Genomic DNA, 23,986 nt, shown 5'->3' on the forward strand with positions numbered 1-23,986 from the left:
GCAAGCTGCCCTTTATGCCCAGTAGAGGTGCGGCGAAGACCGCGCCGGGCACAACAAGATGCCCGCCAAGGGTGCCCTGGCCACCGGCCTGAAATTGCCACGATACCGTGACGTGGTGTGAATGCCGCAGCCGACACTTTCGGACGACCGACAACCGCCTGGTTTGTCCGTGACCGTGAGGATTGCTGAATGCCTGATGAGATGTTGCACCTGCCGATGGTCAACAGTCTGCTGGAGCGCCACAAGGGCTCCCCCGGCGCGCTATTGCCCATTCTTCATGAGATTCAGGCGGGCATCGGTTACATCCCCGATGCTGCCATCCCCGAGATTGCCCACGCCCTCAACCAGAGTCAGGCCGAGATTCGCGGGGTGATCAGCTTCTACCATGACTTTCGTACTGCGCCTCCGGCCCGGCATATTCTGCGTCTGTGCCGGGCTGAGTCCTGCAAGAGTCGCGGCGCCGAGCAGCTCGCGGCGCAGTTGCGCGAACGTCTGCAACTGGACGATCACGGCAGTAGCGCCGACGGCAGCATCAGTTTGCGTCCGGTGTATTGCCTCGGCGCTTGTGCCTGCTCGCCGGCTCTGGAGCTGGATGGTCAGGTACATGCGCGGCTGAGTGCCGAGCGTCTTGATGCCTTGCTCGACGCTTGCCGGGAGGACGCATGATGCCGGCTCTTTATTTGCCCGCTGATTCGCTGGCCCGTGCCGTGGGTGCCGATGAGGTGGCCTTGGCCCTTGCGAATCAAGCCAGGGAAAGCAATCTGGACCTGCAACGCACGAGTTCTCGTGGCCTGTATTGGCTGGAACCGATGCTGGAAGTGGACACCCCACAAGGTCGTATCGGTTTCGGCCCGCTGACCGCTGCCGATGTGCCGTCCGTGATCGAGGCGCTGCAAGGCGAGCCGTCCGCTCATCCACTGGCGTTGGGGCTGGTCGAGGAGTTGCCTTATCTGAAGACGCAGCAACGCCTGCTGTTCGCCCGCGCCGGTATTACCCGGCCGCTGTCGCTGGACGATTACCGGGCCCACGGCGGCTTCGAGGGATTGACCCGGGCCGTCGCGCTGGGCGGCGAGCAGACCGCGACCGCGGTGTTCGATTCGGGCCTGCGTGGCCGTGGCGGCGCGGCGTTCCCCGCCGGGATCAAATGGCGCACGGTACGTGCTACCCAGGCGGCGCAGAAATACATTGTGTGCAACGCCGACGAAGGCGACTCCGGCACCTTCGCCGACCGCATGTTGATGGAAGGCGACCCCTTCCTGCTGATAGAAGGCATGGCCATTGCCGGCATCACCGTCGGCGCCACTTATGGCTACATTTATGTGCGCTCGGAATATCCACAGGCTGTGGCCACGTTGCGCGAGGCGCTGGACATTGCCCGGTCCAACGGGTACCTCGGCGCGAATGTCGGCGGTAGCGGCCAGGCCTTCGATATGGAAGTGCGCGTCGGTGCCGGCGCTTACATCTGTGGTGAGGAAACCGCGCTGCTGGACTCGCTCGAAGGCAAGCGCGGGATTGTCCGCGCCAAGCCGCCGATCCCTGCCTTGAAGGGTTTGTTTGGCCTGCCGACGCTGGTGCACAACGTGCTGACCCTGGCCTCGGTGCCGCTGATTCTGGCCAAGGGCGCGCAGTTCTATCGCGATTACGGCATGGGACGCTCCCTCGGCACGATGCCCTTCCAGCTGGCGGGCAATATTCGTCATGGTGGTTTGGTGGAACGGGCCTTTGGCCTGACCCTGCGGGAACTGGTGGAAGACTACGGTGGTGGCACCGCGAGTGGCCGACCGCTGAAAGCCGCTCAGGTCGGCGGCCCGCTCGGTGCCTGGGTGCCGCCGTCGCAATTCGACACGCCGCTGGATTACGAAGCCTTCGCCGGCATCGGCGCGATGCTCGGTCACGGTGGTGTGGTGGTGGCTGACGACAGCCTGGACATGGCCCACATGGCGCGCTTCGCCATGCAGTTCTGCGCCGAGGAATCCTGTGGCAAATGCACCCCCTGCCGCATCGGCTCGACCCGGGGCGTTGAGGTGATCGACCGTCTGCTGGCCGCGCCTGACCAGAACGGTCGCGATGAGCAGGTGATCATCCTCAAGGACCTGTGCGACACCCTGCAATACGGTTCGCTGTGCGCGTTGGGCGGCATGGTCTCCTTTCCGGTAGCCAGCGCCCTCAAGCACTTCCCCGCCGACTTCGGCCTGCAAGCCTCGGAGGCCGACCAATGATCACTCTCTTCGACCCGAAAACCGATATCGATCTGGGCACCCCGGCCCGCGAGAGTCAGGTTCAAGTCACCCTGAACATCGATGGCCGCAGCATCAGCGTGCCCGAAGGCACTTCGGTGATGCGCGCCGCCGCGCTGCTGGGCACCACCATTCCCAAACTGTGCGCCACCGACAGCCTGGAAGCCTTCGGCTCCTGCCGCATGTGCCTGGTGGAGATCGACGGCATGCGCGGCTACCCGGCCTCCTGCACCACGCCGGTCACTGAAGGCATGAGCGTGCACACCCAGACGCCGAAGCTCGCCACCCTGCGTCGCAACGTCATGGAGCTGTACATCTCCGATCACCCGCTGGACTGCCTGACTTGCTCGGCCAACGGCAACTGCGAGCTGCAAACCGTCGCCGGTCAGGTCGGCCTGCGGGAGGTGCGTTACGGCTATGAAGGCGACAACCATCTGGCCGACGTGAAGGACACGTCCAACCCCTACTTCGACTTCGACCCGAGCAAGTGCATCGTCTGCAACCGCTGCGTGCGCGCCTGTGAAGAAACCCAAGGCACCTTTGCCCTGACCATTACCGGGCGCGGTTTCGAATCCCGGGTCGCGGCCGCCGGTGGCGAGAACTTCCTCGACTCGGAATGCGTGTCCTGCGGCGCCTGTGTGCAAGCCTGTCCCACCGCGACGCTGATGGAAAAAAGCGTGGTCGAACTGGGTCAGCCAGAACGCAGCGTGATCACCACCTGCGCCTATTGCGGCGTGGGTTGCTCGTTCCGCGCCGAGATGAAAGGCGACAAGCTGGTGCGCATGGTTCCGGACAAGAACGGCCACGCCAACCACGGCCATTCCTGCGTCAAAGGGCGCTTTGCCTGGGGCTACGCGACTCACCCGGATCGCATCACCACACCGATGATCCGCAAACACATCAACGACCCTTGGCAGGAAGTCAGCTGGGATGAAGCGGTGACCTACGCCGCCAGCGAATTCCGCCGACTGCAGCAAACCTACGGCCGCGACTCCATTGGCGGCATCACCTCCAGCCGCTGCACCAACGAAGAAACCTATCTGGTGCAAAAACTGGTGCGTGCCGCCTTCGGCAACAACAACGTCGACACCTGTGCGCGAGTCTGCCACTCGCCGACCGGCTATGGCCTGAAACAAACCCTGGGCGAGTCCGCCGGCACCCAAAGTTTCGACTCGGTGATGCAGGCCGACGTGATCCTGGTGATGGGCGCCAACCCCAGCGACGCCCACCCGGTGTTCGCCTCCCAGCTCAAACGCCGCCTGCGTGAAGGCGCGCGGCTGATCGTCATCGACCCACGACGCATTGATCTGGTGGACTCGGTGCATGCCCGCGCCGAACTGCACCTGGCGCTGCGCCCGGGCACCAATGTCGCCATGCTCAACGCCCTGGCCCACGTCATCGTCACCGAAGGCCTGCTCGACCAGGCCTTTATCGACGCCCGTTGCGAGGGCAGCGATTTCGCCCGCTGGAGCGAGCTCGTCAGCCGCGCAGAAAACTCGCCGGAAGCCCTTGGCCCGATCTGCGGCGTAGAACCTGCCGACATCCGTGCCGCCGCCCGCCTGTATGCCACCGGCGGCAATGCCGCGATCTACTACGGTCTGGGCGTTACCGAGCACAGTCAGGGCAGCACCGCGGTCATGGGCATCGCCAACCTGGCCATGGCCACCGGCAACATCGGCCGCGAAGGCGTGGGCGTGAACCCGCTGCGGGGGCAGAACAACGTTCAGGGCTCCTGCGACATGGGCTCCTTCCCCCACGAGCTGCCCGGCTACCGGCACATCTCCAACGAGGTGGTACGGGCGCAATTCGAACAGGCCTGGAACGTCACCCTGCAACCTGACCCGGGCCTGCGCATCCCCAACATGTTCGAAGCAGCGCTGGGTGGCAGCTTCAAGGGCTTGTATTGTCAGGGTGAAGACATCGCCCAGAGCGATCCGAATACCCAGCACGTCACCGCAGCGTTGTCGGCCATGGAGTGCGTGGTGGTGCAGGACATTTTCCTCAACGAAACCGCCAAGTTCGCCCACGTGTTTCTGCCGGGCAGCTCGTTCCTGGAAAAAGACGGTACCTTCACCAACGCCGAGCGGCGCATCTCCCGGGTGCGCAAGGTCATGGAGCCTCTGGGCGGCAAGGCCGACTGGGAAGGCACCGTGGCCCTGGCCAACGCTTTGGGCTACCCGATGCACTACACGCATCCGTCGCAAATCATGGATGAAATTGCCAGCCTGACGCCGACCTTCACCAACGTCAGCTACGCCGAACTGGATCGCCACGGCAGCCTGCAATGGCCGTGCAACGCTGCGGCACCGGACGGCACGCCGACCATGCACATCGACGAATTCGTGCGCGGCAAGGGGCGTTTCATGCTCACCGGCTACGTGCCCACCGAAGAAAAGGTCAACAATCGCTATCCGCTGCTGCTGACCACCGGGCGCATCCTCAGCCAGTACAACGTCGGCGCCCAGACCCGGCGTACCGAAAACGTCGCCTGGCACGATGAAGACCGCCTGGAAATCCACCCGACCGACGCCGAGAGCCGTGGCATCAACGAAGGTGACTGGGTCGGCATCGGCAGCCGCGCCGGCCAGACCGTACTGCGTGCGCGGGTCACCGAACGGGTCGCCCCGGGCGTGGTGTACACCACCTTCCACTTCCCTGAATCGGGGGCTAACGTCATCACCACCGACAACTCCGACTGGGCCACCAACTGTCCGGAGTACAAGGTCACCGCCGTGGAAGTCAGCCGCGTTTACCACCCTTCCGAGTGGCAAAAACGCTATCAGGCGTTCAGCGACGAACAGGACCGTTTGCTCAAAGACCGCCGCCAGGCGCGTGGCGTTAAAGCGGAGGTGCGCCGATGAGCACTGACAACCTGATCAAAATGGTCAACCAGATCGCTCAGTACTTCGCCAGTGAACCGGACCAGCAACAGGCCGTGCTCGGCGTGCGTAATCATCTGCAGATGTACTGGACGCCCGGCATGCGCAAGGAGTTGCTGGCCTGGCAGACAGAGCATCAGGGGGCAGAGTTGCACCCTTTGGCGCAGGCCGCGGTCAGTGGGGCGGGCTGGGAGGCTTAGGTTCACACACGATCCCTTGGGATAAGCCCCGAGCTCTTTCGTAATGCTGTTCACTTAAGGTTGGGTACATATCCGTTTCTGCGTTCACGGCGGTTAGCGGTTTCGCTTTTACAGCGAGTCACTTGGAACAGCCCCAAGTAACCAAGGGCTTTTGCCCCGCCATTCGGTGCCTCGCCTAGGCTCGGCATGCCCTCACTCCGGCATTGCTCCGGGGACCCGCCGCCATCGGCCATCCATGGCCGGGGGCGGCTACCGCGGCATCCTTGCCGCGGTGCCCCTCTGCACAACGTCTGCGTTCGGCCTCTGGGAAAGGGGCGGCAGATCTGGAGCCAAAGCAAAGCAACAGCAACGGCAAGATCAAAAGATCGCAGCCTCGCTTCGCTCGACAGCTCCTACAGGGAAATGCGGTCACTTGAAGCCAGGCCGGCCGGTAGGCCGCCTTGCTTTGGCTTTTGCGGTGCACGCCCCCTCGAGAGGCCGAGTGGAGGTTCTGCGCAGTGGGCAACCCGGCATGGATGCCGGGTTAGCCGCCCCCGGCCATGGATGGCCGATGGCGGCGGGCCCACGGAGCAGGACCGGAGCGAGGGCATGCCGAGCCTAAGCGAGGCACCGAACGTCAGGGGCAAGAGCCCTTGGTTACTTGGGGTTGGGCGGCATTCCGTATTTCCAAGTGACCCGCTGTAAAAGCGGAACCATAGGCGGTCGTGACCGCAGCAACGGATATGTACACGATCAACAAAAGCCAGGTCGGTCGGCCGCCTCGCTTTTGCTCTTGCTCCACCGCCCCCTCGCTACGCATATGTGTGTGTGTGCCTGGAAACATCAAGCTTAAGTGAACAGCATTACGAGCTCTTTCGGGGCTTTCAATGGTGCAGTGCTTGGCGGAACGGGCGGCCGGTTGTCGCCTTGACTGTCGGATTCAAGCCAGTTGCCATTCATTGACATCAACTGCGTTATCATCCCGCGCCTCTCTGTTCCAAGCACCCGGATGTCCATGTCTTTGCCTATGCCAGACGATCATCAATCCCTGCCTCCTGTCCTGGTCGGGCCGTTGTTGCGGCGGCTGGAGCCCTCGCGTCTGGTGATGTGGCTGGTGGGGTCGCGGGCGTTGTCGCTGACGTTGCGTCTGCAAGATCGCGACGATATCCACCTCGACGCGAGTCAGTGCACGATCATTGCGGTGGGCACCCAGGCCTTTGTTCATTTGATCGATGTGCCGCTGGACGTCGCCCTGCCCTGCGACACGTTTATCGAATACGACCTGCTGATTGATGACGCTGGCGCAGGCGCAGGCGCAGGCATCGCCGATTGGGCCCCGCACTTGTTGTATGGCGACGCCCGTTGCCCAAACTTCGTCCTGCGTAAACAGGTCGATCAACTGCTGCATGGTTCTTGCCGCAAACCTCACCATCCGGTCCCGGACGGCTTGCTGTGTGTCGATCGTTTGCTGGAGACCGAACCGGACGTGCACAAACGTCCGGCGCTGTTGATGATGAGTGGCGATCAGGTGTACGCCGACGATGTCGCAGGCCCCATGCTGCGGGCCATCCATGCCTTGATCGCGCGGCTGGGATTGTTCGGCGAATACCTCGAAGGTGCGGTGGTCAGCGACAGCGCCAAGCTCTACGAGGATCCCGCCAGTTATTACCATCGTGCGGATTTGTTACCGGCGCTGAAGAGCAACGAAACCCTGCGCGAGCGATTTTTCGGCGGGGTGCGTAAGCCGATTTTCACCAGCAGCAGTGCCGACAATCATCTGGTGACGTTCGCCGAGGTCATGGCCATGTACCTGCTGGTGTGGTCTCCGACGCCCTGGACGTTGATCGCTCCAAAACCGCCAAAATTGATTCCCGAAAGACGCGAGCGTTATGCGCTTGAGCAAACGCGCATCGATGATTTCAAGGCCGGCCTGGGTGGTGTCGCCCGAGCGTTCGCGCATCTGCCGTGCCTGATGATTTTCGATGATCACGATATTACCGATGACTGGAATCTTTCCGCGCAATGGGAGGAAACGGCCTACGGTCATCCGTTCTCCAAGCGCATCATCGGCAACGCGCTGATTGCTTATATGGTGTGTCAGGGCTGGGGCAACAACCCGGATGCATTCGACAGTGTGCTGGAAAAAACCCGTTTATTGAGTGCCACCGCGCAGGACCATTACCTCGACAGCGACGTTCAGGACGGCTTGATCGATGAGCTGCTGAGGTTTCAGAACTGGCATTACGTGCTGCCCACTAGCCCGGCCATCGTCGTGCTCGATACCCGCACCCGGCGCTGGCGCAGTGAGATGACCCTCAAGCAGCCTTCGGGTTTGCTGGACTGGGAAGCCCTCAGCGAACTGCAACAGGATCTGCTCGATCACCCGTCGGCGATCATCGTTTCACCGGCGCCGATCTTCGGCGTCAAACTGATCGAAACGATACAGCGGGTCTTCAGCTGGTGTGGCTACCCTCTGCTGGTGGACGCCGAAAACTGGATGGCCCATCGCGGAGCGGCCCAGGTGATCCTGAACATTTTCAGACACTCGCGCACACCCGGTAACTACGTGGTGCTGTCGGGTGATGTGCATTATTCCTTCGTCTACGAAGTACTGATCCGACACCGCAAGGCCGGCCCACGAATCTGGCAGATCACCAGCAGCGGCATCAAAAACGAATTCCCGCCCGCGCTGCTCGAATGGTTCGACCGCCTCAATCGCTGGCTCTACTCGCCGCGTTCACCGCTGAACTGGCTGACCAAACGCCGGCGCATGCGCATTGTTCCGCATGTCCCGGAACATGCTGAAGCGGGTGAACGGCTGTGGAATTCGGCGGGGATCGGGCAGGTGTTCTTTAATGAAAAAGGACAGCCGCAGGAAATTTATCAGCACAACTCAAACGGTTCGCCGAAGACGCGGATGGTTGCGCCTGAAAACGAAGACTGAAATGACGAGTCACCATGAACCTCACTCGAACCCTGATCATCGGCAATTCCGGCTCCGGCAAGAGTTGGCTGGCTAAACGATTGGCTGAACAACTTCACACTCCGTGGACCGATCTCGATTTGATTTATTGGGAGTCAGACGAATGCAGCATCGCCCGCCCACGCGCCGAAGCACTGGGAATGGCGCGGATCGCAGCAGGTGAAGAGCGTTGGGTGATCGAGGGTGTTTACGGCTGGATCGTCAGCGAACTTATCCATTGCTCTACGACATTGATTTGGCTGTGTGTGGAAGACGAAAACTGCGTCGCCAATATTCGCCAGCGAGAACACCAACAGGACGACGACACGTTGCTGATAGCGTTGCTGGAATGGGCCGGCAGTTACCGTACCCGCGAAGACTCCAGTGGATTTTCCGCCCATCAACGCCTTTTTGAAGGGTTCAGCGGTTCAAAAATCAAACTCAGGGATCGAACCGAAATCACAACATTTGCGAACACCCTGCTACACGCCGACTAATCACACTGTGGAAAGCACTTTATCGCTTCCCTTTTCACGCCCACAAACCTGAGCCATGCGAGCACCAAAAACTTGGGGGCCAGGGGATGGCGTGTGAATCGGATCGGGATTACATCGATCACGGAAACGTCTCGAAGAATCTTCGGCGATACTCAGTACAAAGGTAGATGCATCGTCTGCGTAACGACCACTCGTAGGTATCACCTTGTCATCCTGTACTCATTTCTGTACGTTCTTTGCATCGAGCGAGGACTACAACATGCAAACCATCAACTACACCACAGCACGTGCACACCTTGCCGAAACCATGGATCGGGTCAATGAAGACCGCGCCCCACTGTTGGTCACTCGCCAGAAAGGCAAACCCGTGGTGATGATGTCTCTGGCGGAGTACAACGCTCTCGAAGAGACTGCCTATCTGCTTCGCTCCCCTGCTAATGCTGAACGCCTGATAAAATCGATCGGCAACCTGCGGGCAGGGAAAACCAAAACCAGGCAACTCATCGAAGAATGAATATCGAGTTTACTCCTGAAGGTTGGGAAGACTATCTGTGGTTCCAACAAAACGATAAGGCAGGACTCAAGCGAATCAACCTGCTGATCAAATCAATCCAGCGCGAGCCGTTCGATGGACTCGGAAAACCTGAACCGCTCAAACACAACTTGAGCGGCTTCTGGTCACGCCGAATCACTGCCGAGCATCGCTTGGTCTACACGGTCGAGGACGGTGGCATTCGCGTCGTGATGTGTAGATACCACTACTGAGATAAATCTCGGGCCATGCTCACCGCCCGGCAAACCCCTCTCACAATCATCTCAACTTCCCGCTCATCAATCGTCAGCGGTGGCAGCAAGCGAATGGTCTTGCCACGTGTCACGTTGATCAGCAAACCGTGATCCCGTGCACCGATCAGGGTCAGGTCGCGAATCGGCTGTTTGAGTTCGATGCCAATCATTAATCCCTGTCCACGGATCGCCAATACGTTCGGGTCGTCCGCCAATTCGATGCGCAATCTGGCGAGCAAGCGCTCGCCCTGAAGTTTGGCGTTTTCCAGTAGCCCTTGTTCTTCGATGATCTCCAGCACGGTGCAACCGACCCGGCAGGCCAGTGGATTGCCGCCGAAGGTGCTGCCGTGACTACCGGGGGTGAAGAGGTCGGCGGCTTTGCCCCGAGCCAGGCAGGCGCCGATGGGAATGCCGTTGCCCAGCCCTTTGGCCAGCGTCATGACGTCCGGAACGATGCCTTCGTGCTGAAAAGCAAACCACTGGCCAGTGCCGCCGATGCCAGTCTGGATTTCGTCGAGCATCAGCAGCCACGAGCGCCGACAGCAGAGTTCGCGAATGGCTTTCAGGTAACCGGGCGGGGCCGGTTTCGACGTGGCGTTTCGCCTGGGCAATACCGAGGAGACCCACTTGATAGCCCGCCCACTCCTCACAGTTCGGCAGGACTGCATCAAGCGGCGCGAACCGGTATGGGCATCGTGGTGTTGCCTGATGCGTTGATGGAGCAAGATCTCAAGGACGGAAAACTGGTGGCAGTGATGCAGGATTACCTGCCGCCGAGCCGACCGATGAACCTGTTGTATGCCCAGGATCGCTACCGTTTGCCAAAACTGCTTAGTTTCGTCGACTTTGCCTTGCAGAGATGGGGTAAGCACTAGCCGGCTCAATACGCCATCGACTAATCTCCTCGACTGGCGGGTCACGTTGATATCTGGGCGACAGGGAGAGCGGAGATGAGTGAGGCGTCGAATATCGAGCCGTTGAAGTTCAATCTGTCGGATTTGAACGAAGACATGCTGCACACCATTCTGGAACTGGTCAGCGATGGCATCTGGGACTGGAACGCCAACACAGGGTTCGTCTATCGCAACCCCAGGTGGTACGAGATGCTCGGCTACCCGCCTCACTCCCTGGATAACAACGTGTTGACTTGGGAAAACGTGATCCATCCCGACGATTACCGGCAAGTCATGGTGTTGTTCGATGACTACCTGTGTCAGCGAGCGCCCGGCTATCAGGCCGAGTATCGCTGCCGCATGCAGGATGGCAGCTATATCTGGATCGAAGACCGTGGCTACGTCTTGGCAAGAAATGCCGACGGCTCAGTGGCGCGGATGGTCGGCGCACACCGCAGCATCGATGACAAGAAGCGCCTGTTCGAAGCGCTTGAACGGCGCAATCAATCCCTTGAAGCTATCGTTGAAGAGCGCACCCGGGAGCTTTCCAGAGTCAATCTGCAGCTACAACTTCAACTCGAAGAAAACCGCGAAGTGGCAGAAACCGACGCACTGACATCGATCGCCAATCGCTATCGCCTGGAAAAAGTCCTGCCCCAGGAATGCGATCGCGCCCAGCGCTTTCGGCAGCCACTGTCGCTGATTGCCATGGACATCGACGACTTCAAGTGCATCAACGATCACTATGGCCACGCGCTGGGTGATGCGGCATTGGTGCAAGTGGTAGAAAGCGTGAAGCACTGCGTGCGTGAAGGCGATCTGCTCGCGCGTTGGGGCGGAGACGAGTTCATCATGCTCCTTCCCAATACACCACTCGCCGACGCCCGGACCCTCGCCGAGAAAATCCGTCACGGGCTTGCAGGCTTGCTGCCGATCGGGGACTTTCAAGTGACCATGAGTTTTGGCGTGGTTCAGCGCTTTGAAGAAGAACAACAGACCGGGTTGCTGACCAGGGCCGATCAAGCGCTGTATCGGTCGAAGTTCGCGGGCAAGAATGTGATTTCCGGTTAAGGGCTATGCCCTTCACCTCTCACATCCCCGACTTCACCAACACCGGTTTCTCCTGATACCGATCCGGATACAGCTTCTTCAACTGTGCGACCTTCGGTAGATCGTTGATCACGATGTAGGGATAGGTCGGATGCTCGGTCAGAAAATCCTGATGTTCCTCCTCCGCCGGGTAGAAACCGTTGTAGGTTTCCAGCTTGGTGACAATGGGTTTGTTGAATGAATGGGCGGCGTCGAGCTGGGCGATGTAGGCCTGAGCGACACGTTGCTGTTCGCTGTTTTCCGGGAAAAGCGCCGAGCGATACTGAGTGCCGCTGTCAGGTCCCTGACGGTTGAGTTCGGTAGGGTTGTGAGCCACCGAGAAGTAGATTTGCAACAAGGTGCCGTAGCTGACCTGACGGGGATCGAAGGTGACTTCGACGGATTCCGCATGGCCGGTATCGCCATCACTGACCCGCTCGTACTGAGCAGTGTTGGCTGCACCGCCGGCGTAACCGGAGACAGCGTTCTTCACCCCTTTTACATGTTGGAACACGCCTTGGACCCCCCAGAAACAACCGCCGGCAAAGACCGCCCTTTCGCTGTCAGCCTGGGTGGTTGCGTCGACGGCGGGGGGAGGAATGATGACCGCGTCTTCGGCACCGAAAGAGAACGCTGAGCAGTGGCCGATGACGCCGGCAGCGGCGAGGCCCAACAGGGTGCGGCGCCAGGTGAATAGGGTTTTCATGAGGCTGACTCCTGAATAAATGGAATGACGATCAACCGAACGTAAACGCGAAAAGGAGTGCCCATGGATCAAGTCGCCTGCGGTTCGAACGTCATCGACAGGCCGTTCATGCAGTAGCGCAAGCCAGTGGGTTTGGGCCCATCGTCGAAGACGTGGCCCAAATGACCGCCACACCGCCGACAGTGGACTTCTTCGCGCACCACCCCGAAGGAGCGGTCCTGGCGAGTGGCCACAGCCTTGTCCAGCGGCGCCCAGAAGCTCGGCCAACCGGTACGGCTGTCGAACTTGGTCGCGGAAGAAAACAGCGGCAGTTTGCAACCGGCACAGGCAAACGTACCTTCTCGGTGCTCGTTGTTCAGCGCGCTGCTGTAGGCCCGCTCGGTGCCCTCTTCGCGGAGGATTTCGTACTGCTCGGCGCTGAGCATGGCGCGCCATTCGCTGTCGCTGTGAGTCACCTCGAATACCTCCGTCGCGCTGGCGTCACTGACTAGAGCAGAGCTTGCGGAAAATTTTGGCAATACACCGATGACCAGGGCTGCAGCGCCTAGCCCGCTGCCTGCTACGAGAAACTGTCGCCGTGAAAACATGGTCGTCTCCGAAAAATCCAGGTGCCTGACATGGAACACAGCCTAGGCTTGGGTTGATCGCCAAATCCTCACGAGAAGTTAAACAATTCGTGATAACTCCGGCCCCGGAAAACCCGCACAATGCGCTCATTGCGCCGAAGGATTGAGCTTGATGGAACAGACCAAACGCGTCCTCGTGGTCGAGGACGACCTGCATATCGCCGACCTGATCTGCCTGCATCTACGCGATGAGCAGTTCGAGGTGGTGCACTGCGCCGACGGCGATGAAGGCATGCGACTGCTGCAGCAAGGAAGCTGGGACGCACTGATCCTCGACCTGATGCTGCCCGGCGTCGACGGCCTGGAAATCTGCCGCCGCGCCCGCGCCATGGCCCGCTACACACCGATCATCATTACCAGTGCGCGCTCCAGCGAAGTGCATCGGATTCTCGGGCTTGAACTTGGCGCCGACGATTACCTGGCCAAGCCCTTTTCCATGCTCGAACTGGTGGCCAGGGTCAAAGCGCTGTTGCGACGGGTCGACGCCATGGCCCGCAACCTGAAAATGGACGCCGGCAGCCTGATCACGGACGGCCTTTGCATCGACCCGATCACTCGCGATGTGTCCCTTGAGGGACGTCGTCTCGACCTCACGCCACGGGAGTTCGACCTGTTGTATTTCTTCGCCCGTCAGCCCGGCAAAGTGTTCTCGCGCATGGACCTGCTCAACGCGGTCTGGGGCTACAGCCATGAAGGCTACGAGCACACGGTCAACACACACATCAACCGCCTGCGGGCAAAGATCGAAGCGGATCCGGCACAACCGGCGCGCATCCTCACGGTGTGGGGACGAGGCTACAAATTCGTGGCCAAGGAGCCGCAGCCGTGAAACTGACCCTGACTCAGCGCCTGTCTCTGGTTTTCGCCGTGTTGCTGCTGGTGTGCTGCGGCACGTCGGCCTGGATGCAGGTGCGCGCCAACCAGATGCATGAGCTGGAAGTGGTGCAAGGGCTGTCGCGGGATCTGGCCCGACACATCGCCCATGACACCGTGCTGATGGACACCAAGGGCCTGATGCCTGACGCCGTGCGCGACCTGTTCAGCCAGCTGATGCTGGTCAACCCCAGTGTCGAGGTGTACCTGCTCGACACCGAGGGCAAGATTGTCGGCAGTGCTGCGCCCGAGGGTCGGATACGCCGGGAGCGGGTCGACCTGGCGCCCATCCAGCGCCTGATCAAGGGCGATACCCTGCCGATTCTCGGCGACGACCCGCGCAGCGTCGATGGCCGCAAAGTATTCAGCGCCGCGCCATTACAGGTCAGCGGCAAACCGGCGGGCTATCTCTATGTGGTGCTGCTCAGCGAAGAACACGACCGCTTCGCCGAACGCGGCGCCACCAGTGCGGCCCTGAATACCGCACTGTTGTCCATCGGGCTGGTGGCGTTGCTGTGCCTGATTGCCGGTCTCACGGCATTTGCCCTCATCACCCGCCCTTTGCGCCGTTTGACTGAAACTGTCAGCCAGTTCGACATTGATGGCGTTCCGATAACACCACCTGCATCAGTCCCGGTGGAAAAAGCCGCCAGCCACGATGAAATTGCCATCCTCGACGCCGCCTTCCGGCAGATGCAATCGCGCCTCGGTGAGCAATGGCGTTCGTTGACCCGCCAGGATCAGGAACGCCGCGAACTGGTGGCAAACATCTCCCACGACCTGCGCACGCCTCTGGCTTCGCTGCACGGTTACCTGGAAACCTTGTCGCTCAAGGACGCCACGTTGTCCCCCGCCGACCGCCGCCGTTACCTGGGCATCGCGCTGGATCAAAGCCGCAAGGTCGGTGGTCTGGCGCAATCGCTGCTGGAACTGGTGCGACTGGAACATGGTTTTGTACAACCGGTGCTGGAGCGCTTCTCGCTGACCGATCTGGTGCAGGACATCTTCCAGAAATTCGAACTGACGGCCGAGGCGCGCCAGGTCGAACTCAAGGCCACTTTCGCGCCCAATGTTTCGGCCGCCTGCGCCGACCTTGGATTGATCGAGCGGGTGTTGACCAACCTGTTCGACAACGCCCTGCGCCATACCCCTCAAGGGGGAGAAATCGAACTTGGCCTGCGCCCTCAAGGGCCCTTTATCGAAGTCACTGTCAGCGACACGGGCCCCGGCATTGCCGCCGAATTGCGCGAAGGTCTGTTCCTGCGCCCGTTCAACATTGGCGGCGCACGGCGTGATGGCGGACTGGGGTTGCGGATCGTGCACCGGATCCTGCAATTGCACGGCCGCGAGATCCAGCTGATTGACGTTCCCGGACGCGGCGCGACCTTCCGGTTTTCGTTGGCGGTGGATCAGCAAACGGCCGAGCAATGGGCAGTTCGGTCGATGAATCTGAATTCGATGGGGAATCCGTGACAATGCCGCCTCGGTCCAATAGATTAGGCGGCCTGAAAAGGCCCAGTGCTTTCTCGCCTCAACCCAAAGTTAAAAAGTAGTGAAATTTCAATGTCCGATTCCAATACCGCTGAATCCGTAATCACCTTGTCGTCCAAAGCGGAATACGAAAACTCCATCAATCTTTCACAGCACGTGCCCCAGGCCAAGACCATCAGCGAGATGGTCTTGGACGCTTTCCAGTCCACCCGGGAAAGCGACCAGATCCGCGAGCTGCGCGCCGCGATTCGCCAGGCTCACGACAGCTTCGACGACGATAAAGCCTACGAGTTGATGGGCGAACTCAAGCAACTCAAGGACGCTGAGACTGCCGACATTGCAGCCCTGGAAGACTTGAGCAGCAAATTCCCGATCAGCCGGATTCTCTCCAGCTTCAAGGACGATCCGGCATTTCAGGAAATGGTCTACGGCCTCGCACTGAAGGTGCTGAACCAGACTCACCAAGCCATCAGCAACCCGAGCAGTGGCAAGAGCAAGGCTGCTCGCGCCAAGAAAGATGTCGAAGTGTTCACCATCAGCAAAGATGGCATCAGCGTCACGCTGCCACTGCGCACCCCGCGTTCACGGCTGAACGTTGACCGAGAAGCGCTGGAGTTCCTGGGCTTCACTTTCGTCGGCGAAGGCGAAGAAGCGGAGTTGGAAAGCGAGACGTTCCTGGACAATGCCGGGGCCGAACACGCGGTTAACCGCAAGAACATCATCACCGCACTTCAACAGCAAACCGCGTTCGATGGCTACAGCATCGCCGCGCAGTAACACACTCGCCATCGAAGACTGAAAAGCCCCGCACTGAGATTCAGCGCGGGGCTTTCTATTGCCTGCAGGTTCATCGTTAGAGTGTTGATGGCCGTACCGCCACGATCATGTCAACTTCAATGGCTGCGTTTTTCGGCAGTTGATAAACACCGATCGTGGTTCGTGTATGTTTACCGGCATCGCCCAGTACATGACTGAAAACGTCTGACGCACCGTTGGCCACTTCGCTCAAATCGACAAAATCCGCGGTGGACTTTACGTAAACCGTGACGCGCAATAGCAACTTGATCTTGTCCAGCGAACCGATGGAATCAACAATCAATGCCAGACCGCGCAAAGCACTGATGCGGGCAGCGCTCTGTGCATCCGCCAGCGTCAGATCCAGGCCTACCCTGCCCTGATACTGAACTTCACCATTCATCCGCGGCACGAGACCGCTGATGTAAAGCTCATCGTGATGCCGCACCAACGGCGCGTAATGCCCACCGGCCGTATTCTCGCCGTAGATATCGAAGCCGAGCTCTTTTGCCAACGCGATGAATCGTGCATCGCAGGACATGTGTTCAGTCATCTCTCTTCCTCGATCAAAAATTGGATCCGTTTTTTTTGACAGATTAGCCCAAAGATCTCGACTCGGGGATTGGTCTATGAGAATCAGTCCGGATCAAATTGATGCCCCCAACAAAAAACCCCGCGCTTCTCTCGAAGGCGGGGTTTTTCTTTACAGCATCTGAACCTTAAGGCGCGTAAGTCAGCAACAACTCACTCGGCACTTTAAAGTCCAACGACATCATCACGCTCAACGCGGTAATGGTGAAGATCGAGAACACGAACAGCTTGCGTGCCCAGACCGTGTCATCCACTGCCTTGTAACCGGTCCAGGCCATGTACAACCAGTACATGCCCATGGCCGCGGCCACGGCGAGGTAGCTCATGCCAGCGTAGCCGCTGAAGGTCAGCATCAACGTCGCCACGAGGAACGCCAGGATGTAGAGCAGGATGTGCTTCTTGGCCACTTGAATGCCGCGCTTCACGGGCAACACCGGAATCGATGCGGCCAGGTAATCATTGAAGCGGAAGATCGCGATGGCGTAGGAATGCGGCATCTGCCACAGGCTGAACATCACCAGCAACGTCAGTGCGGCCATGTCGAAGCTGTTCGTCACAGCCACGTAGCCAATCACCGGCGGCATGGCGCCCGACAGACTGCCCACCAGCGTGCCGTGAACCGACTTGCGCTTGAGGTACAGGCTGTAGAAGCCGACGTAGATGACAAAGCCGATCACCGCGAACAAAGCGGCCAACGGGTTGGCCACTTTGTACAACAGTGCAACGCCGAAAACACCCAGGACGGTCGCAAAAGCCAGGGCCAGTTTCAGGGAGATCAAGCCCTGGACCAGCGCCCGGTTCTTGGTGCGTTCCATCTTCAGGTCGATGTCGCGGTCGATGCAGTTGTTGAACACGCATCCGGAAGCCACCACCAGCGACGTGCCGATCATCGCTGCCAGGAAAATGGCCAGATCGACATGCCCTTTCGAGGCCAGGAAAAATCCGCCTGCCACAGAAAGCACGTTACCGAAAATGATCCCCGGTTTGGTGATTTGGATAAAGTGCTTAAAGGACATCCGGATTTACCTCAGTGCGCCATCATGTTGGTGTGGATGCTGAACATGATCCACAGCGACAGGCCGACCAGCAGGACGATGACCAGCGCAGCGAAAATAAACGCGATCACGTTGTTGCGCTGGGCGGCGGAGCGGTCCAGGTGGAGGAAGTACACCAGGTGCACCAGCACCTGGATCACTGCGAAGATCAGTACGATCCACAGGGTCATGGCTTTCGGCAGCGATGGGTACATCACCAGGCCGAAAGGAATGACGGTGAGGATCACCGACAGGATGAAGCCGATGGCGTAGGACTTGACGCTGCCGTGGCCGGCGTCGTGGCCATCGTGGGAGTGTGCGTTAGCCATTTACATAGTCCCCATCAGATAAACAACGGTGAATACGCAGATCCACACCACGTCCAGGAAGTGCCAGAACAGGCTCAGGCAGCTCAGACGGGTCTTGTTGGTCGCCGTCAGGCCGTTTTTCTGCACCTGATACATCATGATCGCCATCCAGATCAGACCGCTGGTCACGTGCAGACCGTGGGTGCCGACCAGGGTGAAGAACCCGGACAGGAAGCCTGAGCGGCTAGGGCCGAAGCCTTCGGCGATCAGGATGTGAAACTCGTTGATCTCCATGGCGATAAAGCCGGCGCCCAACAGGAACGTCATGCCGAGCCAGCCCAGCACCTGGTTCTTCTTGCCCTTGAACAACGCCAGCATGGCGAAGCCGTAGGTGATCGAACTGAACAGCAGCAGAGCGGTTTCGCCCAGCACGTAAGGCAGTTCGAAAATGTCGGCGCCCGACGGGCCGCCCGCTACGTTGTTAACCAGAACCGCGTACACCGCGAAGATCGACGCAAACAGAATGCAGTCGGTCATCAGGTAGAGCCAGAAACCGAATACGGTCATCTCGCCCGAGTCGTGGTGATGGTCGTCGTGCCCATGGTCCGTGCCATGGGCGTGTCCAGCAGTGGTCACTAAGTTCGACATGGTTTAAGCCTGTTCCAACGAGGTTTCAACACGGGTGGCGGTGGCTGGAACTTTCCCGGCCGCTACCAGACGTTTGTGCTGCTCGGCTTCGATACGCTCGATCACATCGACCGGTACCATGTAGCCCTGATCATCACGGGCAGCGTGGATCACGAAGTACACGACGGTACCGACCAGACCGACGATGGCCAACCACCAGATGTGCCAGATCATCGCGAAACCGAACACGGTCAGCAGAGCGCCCATGACCACACCGGTCGCGGTGTTGTTTGGCATGTGGATCGGCTCGTAACGGGCTGGAGCCTGGTACGCGGTACCGTTTTCCTTGGCTTCGGTGAACGGGTCGATGGTTTCGGCTTTCGGCAGCACCGCGAAGTTGTAGAACGGTGGTGGCGACGACGTCGACCATTCCAGCGTGTGGGCATTCCACGGGTCGCCGTGTTCGCACATGTTCTCTGGCAGCTTGCGATCACGCACGCTCACGTAGAGCTGGATCAGCTGGCAGGCAATACCGACAGCGATCATTACCGCACCGAACAGTGCCACGTACAGGTAAGGCACCCACTCAGGGTTGGTGGAGCTGTTCAGACGACGGGTCATGCCCATGAAGCCCAGTACATAGAGCGGCATGAACGCGACGAAGAAGCCGGTGATCCAGAACCAGAATGCGGCCTTGCCCCAACCTTCGTGCAGCTTGAAGCCGAACGCTTTAGGGAAGTAGAACGCGAAGCCTGCGATGTAACCGAATACCGCGCCGCCGATGATCACGTTGTGGAAGTGCGCGATCACGAACAGGCTGTTGTGCAGTACGAAGTCCGCACCCGGAATGGCCAGCAGTACGCCGGTCATGCCGCCGATGGCGAAGGTCACCATGAAGCCCAGGGTCCAGAGAACCTGGCTGGTGAAGCGCAGACGGCCTTGGTAAATGGTGAACAGCCAGTTGAAGAGCTTCACCCCCGTAGGGATCGAAATCAACATCGTCGCCAGACCGAAGAAGGCGTTGACGCTGGCACCCGAACCCATGGTGAAGAAGTGGTGCAGCCAGACCATGAAGCCCAGGATCGAGATCGCGCCACTGGCGTAGATCATCGAGTGGTGGCCGAACAGTTTCTTGCCGGAGAAGGTCGAGATGACTTCGGAGAAGATCCCGAACGCCGGCAGAATCAGGATGTAAACCTCGGGGTGACCCCAGGCCCAGAACAGGTTGACGTACATCATTGGATTGCCACCAAGTTCATTGGTGAAAATGTGGAAATCCATGTAACGGTCAAGCGTCAGCAAAGCCAGGGTAGCGGTCAGGATCGGGAACGAAGCGACGATCAAAACGTTGGCCCAGGTGCAGGTCCAGGTGAAGATCGGCATGTCCATCAGCTTCATGCCCGGGGTACGCATTTTCAGTACGGTGGCCAGGAAGTTGACCCCCGTCAGTGTCGTACCTAGCCCGGAGAGCTGTAGCGCCCAGATGTAGTAGTCCATCCCTACGCCCGGACTGTATTGCAGGCCCGACAGCGGCGGATAGGCAACCCAGCCGGTCTTGGCGAATTCGCCAACGCCCAGGGACAGGTTGATCAGCACCACGCCGGAAACCAGCAGCCAGAAACTCAGGGAGTTCAGGAACGGATAAGCCACGTCACGCGCGCCGATCTGCAGCGGCACTGCAAGGTTCATCAGGCCGGTGAAGAATGGCATCGCCATGAAGATGATCATGATCACACCGTGAGCGGTGAAGATCTGGTCATAGTGTTCAGGCGGCAAGTAGCCAGGCGAACCCTCAGTGGCCATGGCCAGCTGGGTACGCATCATGATGGCGTCGGCAAAGCCACGCAGCAGCATGATCATGGCGACGATGATGTACATCACGCCGATTTTCTTGTGGTCAACCGACGTCAGCCACTCGGTCCACAGGTAGGTCCACTTCTTGAAGTAGGTGATACCCGCGAACAGTGCCAGACCGCCGAGCGCGATCATGGCGATGGTTATCATCACGATCGGTTCGTGGAACGGGACCGCTTCCCAACTTAATTTACCAAACATCGTTTACTCCTCTGCCCCGGCGGCTGAATGCGAACTCATGTCCATCCCTTCCATATGGGCCACTTCTTTCTCTTTCTTCTCGTGGTGCATCGGCTTGCCCGGTTTCATCCCTTCGTACTTGTCGACGATGATCTGGAACAGGTTCGGCGTAACCGAGGAGTAGAGCTCGACTGGGTTGTTCTGGCTTGGCTTGGTAAGGGCTTCGTATTCAGCTTTTTCCAGCTGTTTAGGTGCCTTTTTGACTTCGCTTACCCAGGCGTCGAAATTCTCCTGAGAAGTTGAGATCGCTTTGAATTTCATGCCGGTGAAACCTGCGCCGCTGTAGTTGGCAGAGATGCCTTCCATTTCAGCGTCACGGTTGGCAATCAGGTGCAACTTGGTCTGCATGCCGGCCATCGCGTAGATCTGGCCGCCCAGGCCCGGAATGAAGAACGAGTTCATTACCGAGTCCGACGTCACCTTGAAGTTGACCGGGGTATTCGTCGGGAACACGATCTTGTTGACCGTGGCGATGCCCTGCTCCGGATAGATGAACACCCACTTCCAGTCCAGCGAGACCACTTCGATGGTGATCGGCTTGACGTCGGATTCCAGCGGCTTGTAAGGGTCCAGAGCGTGGGTCGACACGTAGGTGACGTAACCCAGAGCAATGATGATCAGCACTGGAACAGCCCACACCGCGATTTCGATCTTGGTGGAGTGCGACCACTTCGGCGTGTACACGGCGTTAGTGTTGGTCGCGCGGTATTTCCAGGCGAACAGGAAGGTCATGACGATGACCGGGACCACGACCAACAGCATCAGCAGCGTTGCGGTGATGATCAGGTTTCGCTGCTCCAGGCCAACCTGGCCCGTTGGATTGAGCAAGGTCATGTTGCAGCCTGACAGCAGCAACGTGCCGATCAGCGGCAATAAGCCTAGTAGTCTGGGGTACCTGTTTTTACTCATCTCACGACCTCTAAAGCAGCTTGCGCAATGCAGTTGGGTTTTGATCGCCAACACTTCACCCTGCCAAGGGTTGGCATTTTTCTTGGATTGAATAAGTGGCTGCCCGTCGCGCGTCAGACGCTGTTCGACAAATCCTGGGCTAGCGTTGAGTTCTTATTCGAATACGTGGTCAAAGGCCTTGTTACAGACCAATTCCATTTGGTGCGGATAGTTGGTAGGCACCGACACCTGGGAGTCGCATGAAGCCTATTGGCCTCTCGACTTCCTATTCCTGCTCAGGGATGAGCAGTGCCGGGAATTCAGTGCGGGCGATTGTAGATATGTAACGTTTTATAAACCATGTCTCATCCCGAAATAATTTTTATCCATTCCAGCAACAATCATTAACGGTATTTGCAAAAGTGCGCCATGGTATCGAAATTCATTCTCAACAAAAACACCAAAATTTGTAGGCCTACCTCAGGCAGTTCAGACAGTATCGAAGGCTCTGCCCCCTTCCTCGACCCCGCCCAAGCCCCTATGTGACAAGGGCTCTGGCCATTCGCCAAGGCCTGTTAAAACTGCCTGTTCCAGATTTTTTGGCTTGAAGTCCCCCGACGCTGAAAAAGGGCAATTTTGTTGCCCGACACGCTACCAAATCGGCGAGCTGAAATGACTTGCGACACTGCTGCTGTGACAACATGTCGCACATTTGTCGCACCCAGACTTGTCGCGCATCAAGGTCATTTTAGCTGTGCCCTGAAATGCAAAACGCCCCGGCCCTCGCAATGAGGACCGGGGCGTTTTTTGGTGTGACGCAGCGACGCGGCGGATAGCCTCAGCGCAGCGCTTTGCGGTTACGCGAAATGAGCAGCGGCACCAGCACTACGACCAGCACAAAGGCGAGCAGCGCCCATTGAGCGAGGGACAAACCGAGGATCGGCGGGTACGGCGTGGAGCAGAAGCCGTCGACCTGGAAGCCCAGTGGGAAGATCTTCGCCAGTGGCAGGCCGTCGACAATCGGTTGCAGCACATCGATGCCACAGCTGACTGCCGGATAAAACTGGATATAGACGTGATGCCCGGCCACCCCGACGCCTGCCAGGGCGCAGATCACCACCAGGGTTTCAAATACCGTGATGCTGGGGCGGCTGCGCATGGCCGCGCCGATGAACGCGAAGAGCGCAATCAGCAGCAACGCATAACGTTGCAGGATGCACAGCGGGCATGGCGCCTCGCCCAGAACAATTTGCATGTACAGCGCGCCGCCGATCAACGCCAGGCAGATGATGCCCAGCAACACCAGATAGCGCCGTTCACGGCCCAACCGCATTGTTTCCTCGCTCATTGCGTTTCCCTTCTGAATATCGATTGCCCGAAGTCTACACGCTGGCCCTGACCTTTGAGAGTCCGGCACGCGCAGTTGGGTATCGGGAATAGACGATGAGCCGGTTAAGAAGGGATTAACCTTGAAGCATTTTTCACGAATCCGGACCGCGCAGGGGGCTTTCGAGAGAAAGCACCCTGCAAGCGATTGATCAGTCGCCGTAGATATCAGACTTGAAGTACTTCTCTGAAATCTTCTGGTATTCGCCATTGGTGCGAATGACGTCGATGGCAGTATTCAGTTCGGAGACCAGCTCAGTGTTGCCCTTGCGCACCGCAATCCCGGCGCCCTCGCCCACGTATTTCGGATCCTTGAGCTCCGGCCCGACAAACGCGTAGCCTTTGCCACGGGGCATCGTCAGGAAGTCATTCAGTGGAATGGTGTCGGCAAAAATGGCATCGAGGCGACCGGCCGCCAGGTCCATATAGATCTCTTCGTTGTTGCCGTAACGCTTGACGTTGATACCCTTCGGTTCAAAAACCTCGGTGGCGTAACGGTCCGTGGTGGTTGCTCGCTGCACGCCGACAGTCTTGCCCTTGAGGCTGGCGTACTGATCATCCACTGCCGCGCCGTCCTTCATCACAAGACGCGATGAGGTGAAGTAGTACTTGTGGGTGAAATCCACCGACTTCTTCCGGTCTTCGTTGATGGTCATGGACGACAGCGCCATGTCGATTTTCTTCACTTTAAGGGAAGGAATCAGACCGTCAAACTCACCTTCGACCCATACGCACTTGACCTTCATCTGCGCGCACAGGGCATTGCCGATGTCGTAGTCGAAACCGACAATCTCGCCTTTATCGGTTTTCGAGGCGAACGGTGGATAAGCGGCTTCGATGCCAATGCGCAGGGTTTTATCGGCGGCGAACAGGGAGCTGCACGCCAACAGGCTCAGAGCCAGACCGGTGATGAGGGGGAGTTTCTTCATGTTCGTTCTCTCGCGGGTTGTTGTTGGTTTGGCAAGACAGAAGAAAAAACTAAAACGGGGGAAGGCCTTTTTTTGTACATATAATTCCATACTGGACTTTTATGTATGACTCGTCA

22 protein-coding genes and 2 pseudogenes are annotated in these 23,986 nt (G+C 58.9%); 13 read left to right on the forward strand and 11 right to left on the reverse strand.

Annotated elements, in window-relative coordinates:
* Positions 1 to 189 precede the first annotated feature (189 nt).
* The 8 genes from ACYZTX_RS25295 (at position 190) to ACYZTX_RS25330 (ending at position 9,519) form a co-directional block, all read left to right on the forward strand.
* Positions 190 to 666: a formate dehydrogenase subunit gamma gene (locus ACYZTX_RS25295; protein WP_461977244.1), complete on the forward strand. Its 477-nt coding sequence runs from the start codon at positions 190 to 192 to the stop codon at positions 664 to 666.
* Positions 663 to 2,219 (forward strand): formate dehydrogenase beta subunit, encoded by a 1,557-nt coding sequence (locus ACYZTX_RS25300; protein WP_462036325.1) that lies wholly within the window; start codon positions 663 to 665, stop codon positions 2,217 to 2,219. Before ACYZTX_RS25295 ends, ACYZTX_RS25300 begins: the two co-directional genes overlap by 4 nt.
* Positions 2,216 to 5,098 carry a formate dehydrogenase subunit alpha gene (gene fdhF, locus ACYZTX_RS25305; RefSeq protein ID WP_462036326.1) on the forward strand — a complete coding sequence of 961 codons (2,883 nt, stop codon included), beginning with the start codon at positions 2,216 to 2,218 and terminating at the stop codon, positions 5,096 to 5,098. The genes ACYZTX_RS25300 and fdhF overlap by 4 nt, the downstream gene beginning before the upstream one ends.
* Entirely contained in the window at positions 5,095 to 5,316 is a 222-nt protein-coding gene (locus tag ACYZTX_RS25310) for a formate dehydrogenase subunit delta (protein ID WP_462036327.1), read from the forward strand. Before fdhF ends, ACYZTX_RS25310 begins: the two co-directional genes overlap by 4 nt.
* 988 nt (positions 5,317 to 6,304) lie before the next feature.
* Positions 6,305 to 8,239, forward strand: coding sequence for an alkaline phosphatase D family protein (locus tag ACYZTX_RS25315; protein ID WP_462036328.1), 1,935 nt, complete (start codon positions 6,305 to 6,307; stop codon positions 8,237 to 8,239).
* A gap of 14 nt (positions 8,240 to 8,253) precedes the next feature.
* Entirely contained in the window at positions 8,254 to 8,754 is a 501-nt protein-coding gene (locus ACYZTX_RS25320; protein WP_462036329.1) for a P-loop NTPase family protein, read from the forward strand.
* 259 nt (positions 8,755 to 9,013) lie between these two features.
* Positions 9,014 to 9,268, forward strand: coding sequence for a type II toxin-antitoxin system prevent-host-death family antitoxin (locus ACYZTX_RS25325; RefSeq protein ID WP_462036330.1), 255 nt, complete (start codon positions 9,014 to 9,016; stop codon positions 9,266 to 9,268).
* On the forward strand, positions 9,265 to 9,519 hold the full coding sequence (locus tag ACYZTX_RS25330; RefSeq protein ID WP_462036331.1) for a Txe/YoeB family addiction module toxin: 255 nt from the start codon (positions 9,265 to 9,267) through the stop codon (positions 9,517 to 9,519). The genes ACYZTX_RS25325 and ACYZTX_RS25330 overlap by 4 nt, the downstream gene beginning before the upstream one ends.
* Here the strand turns inward: ACYZTX_RS25330 and ACYZTX_RS25335 are convergent.
* Positions 9,513 to 10,121 (reverse strand): annotated as a pseudogene (locus tag ACYZTX_RS25335) (aminotransferase class III-fold pyridoxal phosphate-dependent enzyme); the annotation flags it as partial. The gene ACYZTX_RS25330 and the pseudogene ACYZTX_RS25335 overlap by 7 nt on opposite strands.
* A gap of 63 nt (positions 10,122 to 10,184) precedes the next feature.
* Between ACYZTX_RS25335 and ACYZTX_RS25340 the strand changes: the two are divergent.
* Both ACYZTX_RS25340 and ACYZTX_RS25345 read left to right on the forward strand, forming a co-directional pair.
* Positions 10,185 to 10,415 (forward strand): annotated as a pseudogene (locus ACYZTX_RS25340) (LysR substrate-binding domain-containing protein); the annotation flags it as partial.
* 75 nt (positions 10,416 to 10,490) lie between these two features.
* Positions 10,491 to 11,504, forward strand: a complete 1,014-nt coding sequence (locus ACYZTX_RS25345; RefSeq protein WP_462036332.1) for a sensor domain-containing diguanylate cyclase — start codon at positions 10,491 to 10,493, stop codon at positions 11,502 to 11,504.
* Positions 11,505 to 11,523: 19 nt separating this feature from the next.
* Here the strand turns inward: ACYZTX_RS25345 and msrA are convergent, their stop codons facing one another.
* Together msrA and msrB are read right to left on the reverse strand one after the other, a co-directional pair.
* Positions 11,524 to 12,228: a peptide-methionine (S)-S-oxide reductase MsrA gene (gene msrA / locus ACYZTX_RS25350; protein ID WP_462036333.1), complete on the reverse strand. Its 705-nt coding sequence runs from the start codon at positions 12,226 to 12,228 to the stop codon at positions 11,524 to 11,526.
* 68 nt (positions 12,229 to 12,296) lie between these two features.
* Positions 12,297 to 12,815 (reverse strand): peptide-methionine (R)-S-oxide reductase MsrB, encoded by a 519-nt coding sequence (gene msrB, locus ACYZTX_RS25355; RefSeq protein ID WP_462036334.1) that lies wholly within the window; start codon positions 12,813 to 12,815, stop codon positions 12,297 to 12,299.
* A gap of 151 nt (positions 12,816 to 12,966) precedes the next feature.
* Between msrB and ACYZTX_RS25360 the strand changes: the two genes are divergently transcribed.
* The 3 genes from ACYZTX_RS25360 (at position 12,967) to ACYZTX_RS25370 (ending at position 15,995) form a co-directional block, all read left to right on the forward strand.
* On the forward strand, positions 12,967 to 13,683 hold the full coding sequence (locus tag ACYZTX_RS25360) for a response regulator transcription factor (protein ID WP_462036335.1): 717 nt from the start codon (positions 12,967 to 12,969) through the stop codon (positions 13,681 to 13,683).
* Entirely contained in the window at positions 13,680 to 15,200 is a 1,521-nt protein-coding gene (locus ACYZTX_RS25365; RefSeq protein WP_462036336.1) for a sensor histidine kinase, read from the forward strand. Before ACYZTX_RS25360 ends, ACYZTX_RS25365 begins: the two co-directional genes overlap by 4 nt.
* Before the next feature lie 90 nt (positions 15,201 to 15,290).
* Positions 15,291 to 15,995 (forward strand): hypothetical protein, encoded by a 705-nt coding sequence (locus ACYZTX_RS25370; RefSeq protein ID WP_462036337.1) that lies wholly within the window; start codon positions 15,291 to 15,293, stop codon positions 15,993 to 15,995.
* Positions 15,996 to 16,071: 76 nt separating this feature from the next.
* On the opposite strand, the gene ACYZTX_RS25375 is transcribed toward ACYZTX_RS25370, so the two are convergent.
* From ACYZTX_RS25375 to ACYZTX_RS25410, 8 genes are all read right to left on the reverse strand, one after another.
* Positions 16,072 to 16,566 carry a RidA family protein gene (locus ACYZTX_RS25375; protein ID WP_462036338.1) on the reverse strand — a complete coding sequence of 165 codons (495 nt, stop codon included), beginning with the start codon at positions 16,564 to 16,566 and terminating at the stop codon, positions 16,072 to 16,074.
* A gap of 166 nt (positions 16,567 to 16,732) precedes the next feature.
* Complete coding sequence (gene cyoE / locus ACYZTX_RS25380; RefSeq protein ID WP_095132943.1) at positions 16,733 to 17,620, reverse strand: heme o synthase; 888 nt, start codon at positions 17,618 to 17,620, stop codon at positions 16,733 to 16,735.
* Positions 17,621 to 17,631: 11 nt separating this feature from the next.
* Positions 17,632 to 17,967, reverse strand: coding sequence for a cytochrome o ubiquinol oxidase subunit IV (cyoD, locus tag ACYZTX_RS25385; protein ID WP_462036339.1), 336 nt, complete (start codon positions 17,965 to 17,967; stop codon positions 17,632 to 17,634).
* The gene (locus ACYZTX_RS25390; protein ID WP_462036340.1) at positions 17,968 to 18,594 is read right to left on the reverse strand and encodes a cytochrome o ubiquinol oxidase subunit III; all 627 of its coding nucleotides are present in this window, start codon (positions 18,592 to 18,594) and stop codon (positions 17,968 to 17,970) included. It abuts the gene before it with no gap.
* Positions 18,595 to 18,597: 3 nt separating this feature from the next.
* Positions 18,598 to 20,628: a cytochrome o ubiquinol oxidase subunit I gene (cyoB, locus tag ACYZTX_RS25395; RefSeq protein ID WP_462036341.1), complete on the reverse strand. Its 2,031-nt coding sequence runs from the start codon at positions 20,626 to 20,628 to the stop codon at positions 18,598 to 18,600.
* 3 nt (positions 20,629 to 20,631) lie between these two features.
* On the reverse strand, positions 20,632 to 21,576 hold the full coding sequence (gene cyoA / locus ACYZTX_RS25400; protein ID WP_462036342.1) for a ubiquinol oxidase subunit II: 945 nt from the start codon (positions 21,574 to 21,576) through the stop codon (positions 20,632 to 20,634).
* Positions 21,577 to 22,393: 817 nt separating this feature from the next.
* Positions 22,394 to 22,903 carry a disulfide bond formation protein B gene (locus ACYZTX_RS25405; RefSeq protein ID WP_462036343.1) on the reverse strand — a complete coding sequence of 170 codons (510 nt, stop codon included), beginning with the start codon at positions 22,901 to 22,903 and terminating at the stop codon, positions 22,394 to 22,396.
* Between the two features lie 190 nt (positions 22,904 to 23,093).
* Entirely contained in the window at positions 23,094 to 23,870 is a 777-nt protein-coding gene (locus ACYZTX_RS25410; protein ID WP_462036344.1) for an ABC transporter substrate-binding protein, read from the reverse strand.
* Between the last annotated feature and the right edge of the window lie 116 nt (positions 23,871 to 23,986).

This window comes from Pseudomonas sp. MDT1-17 (assembly GCF_054898105.1).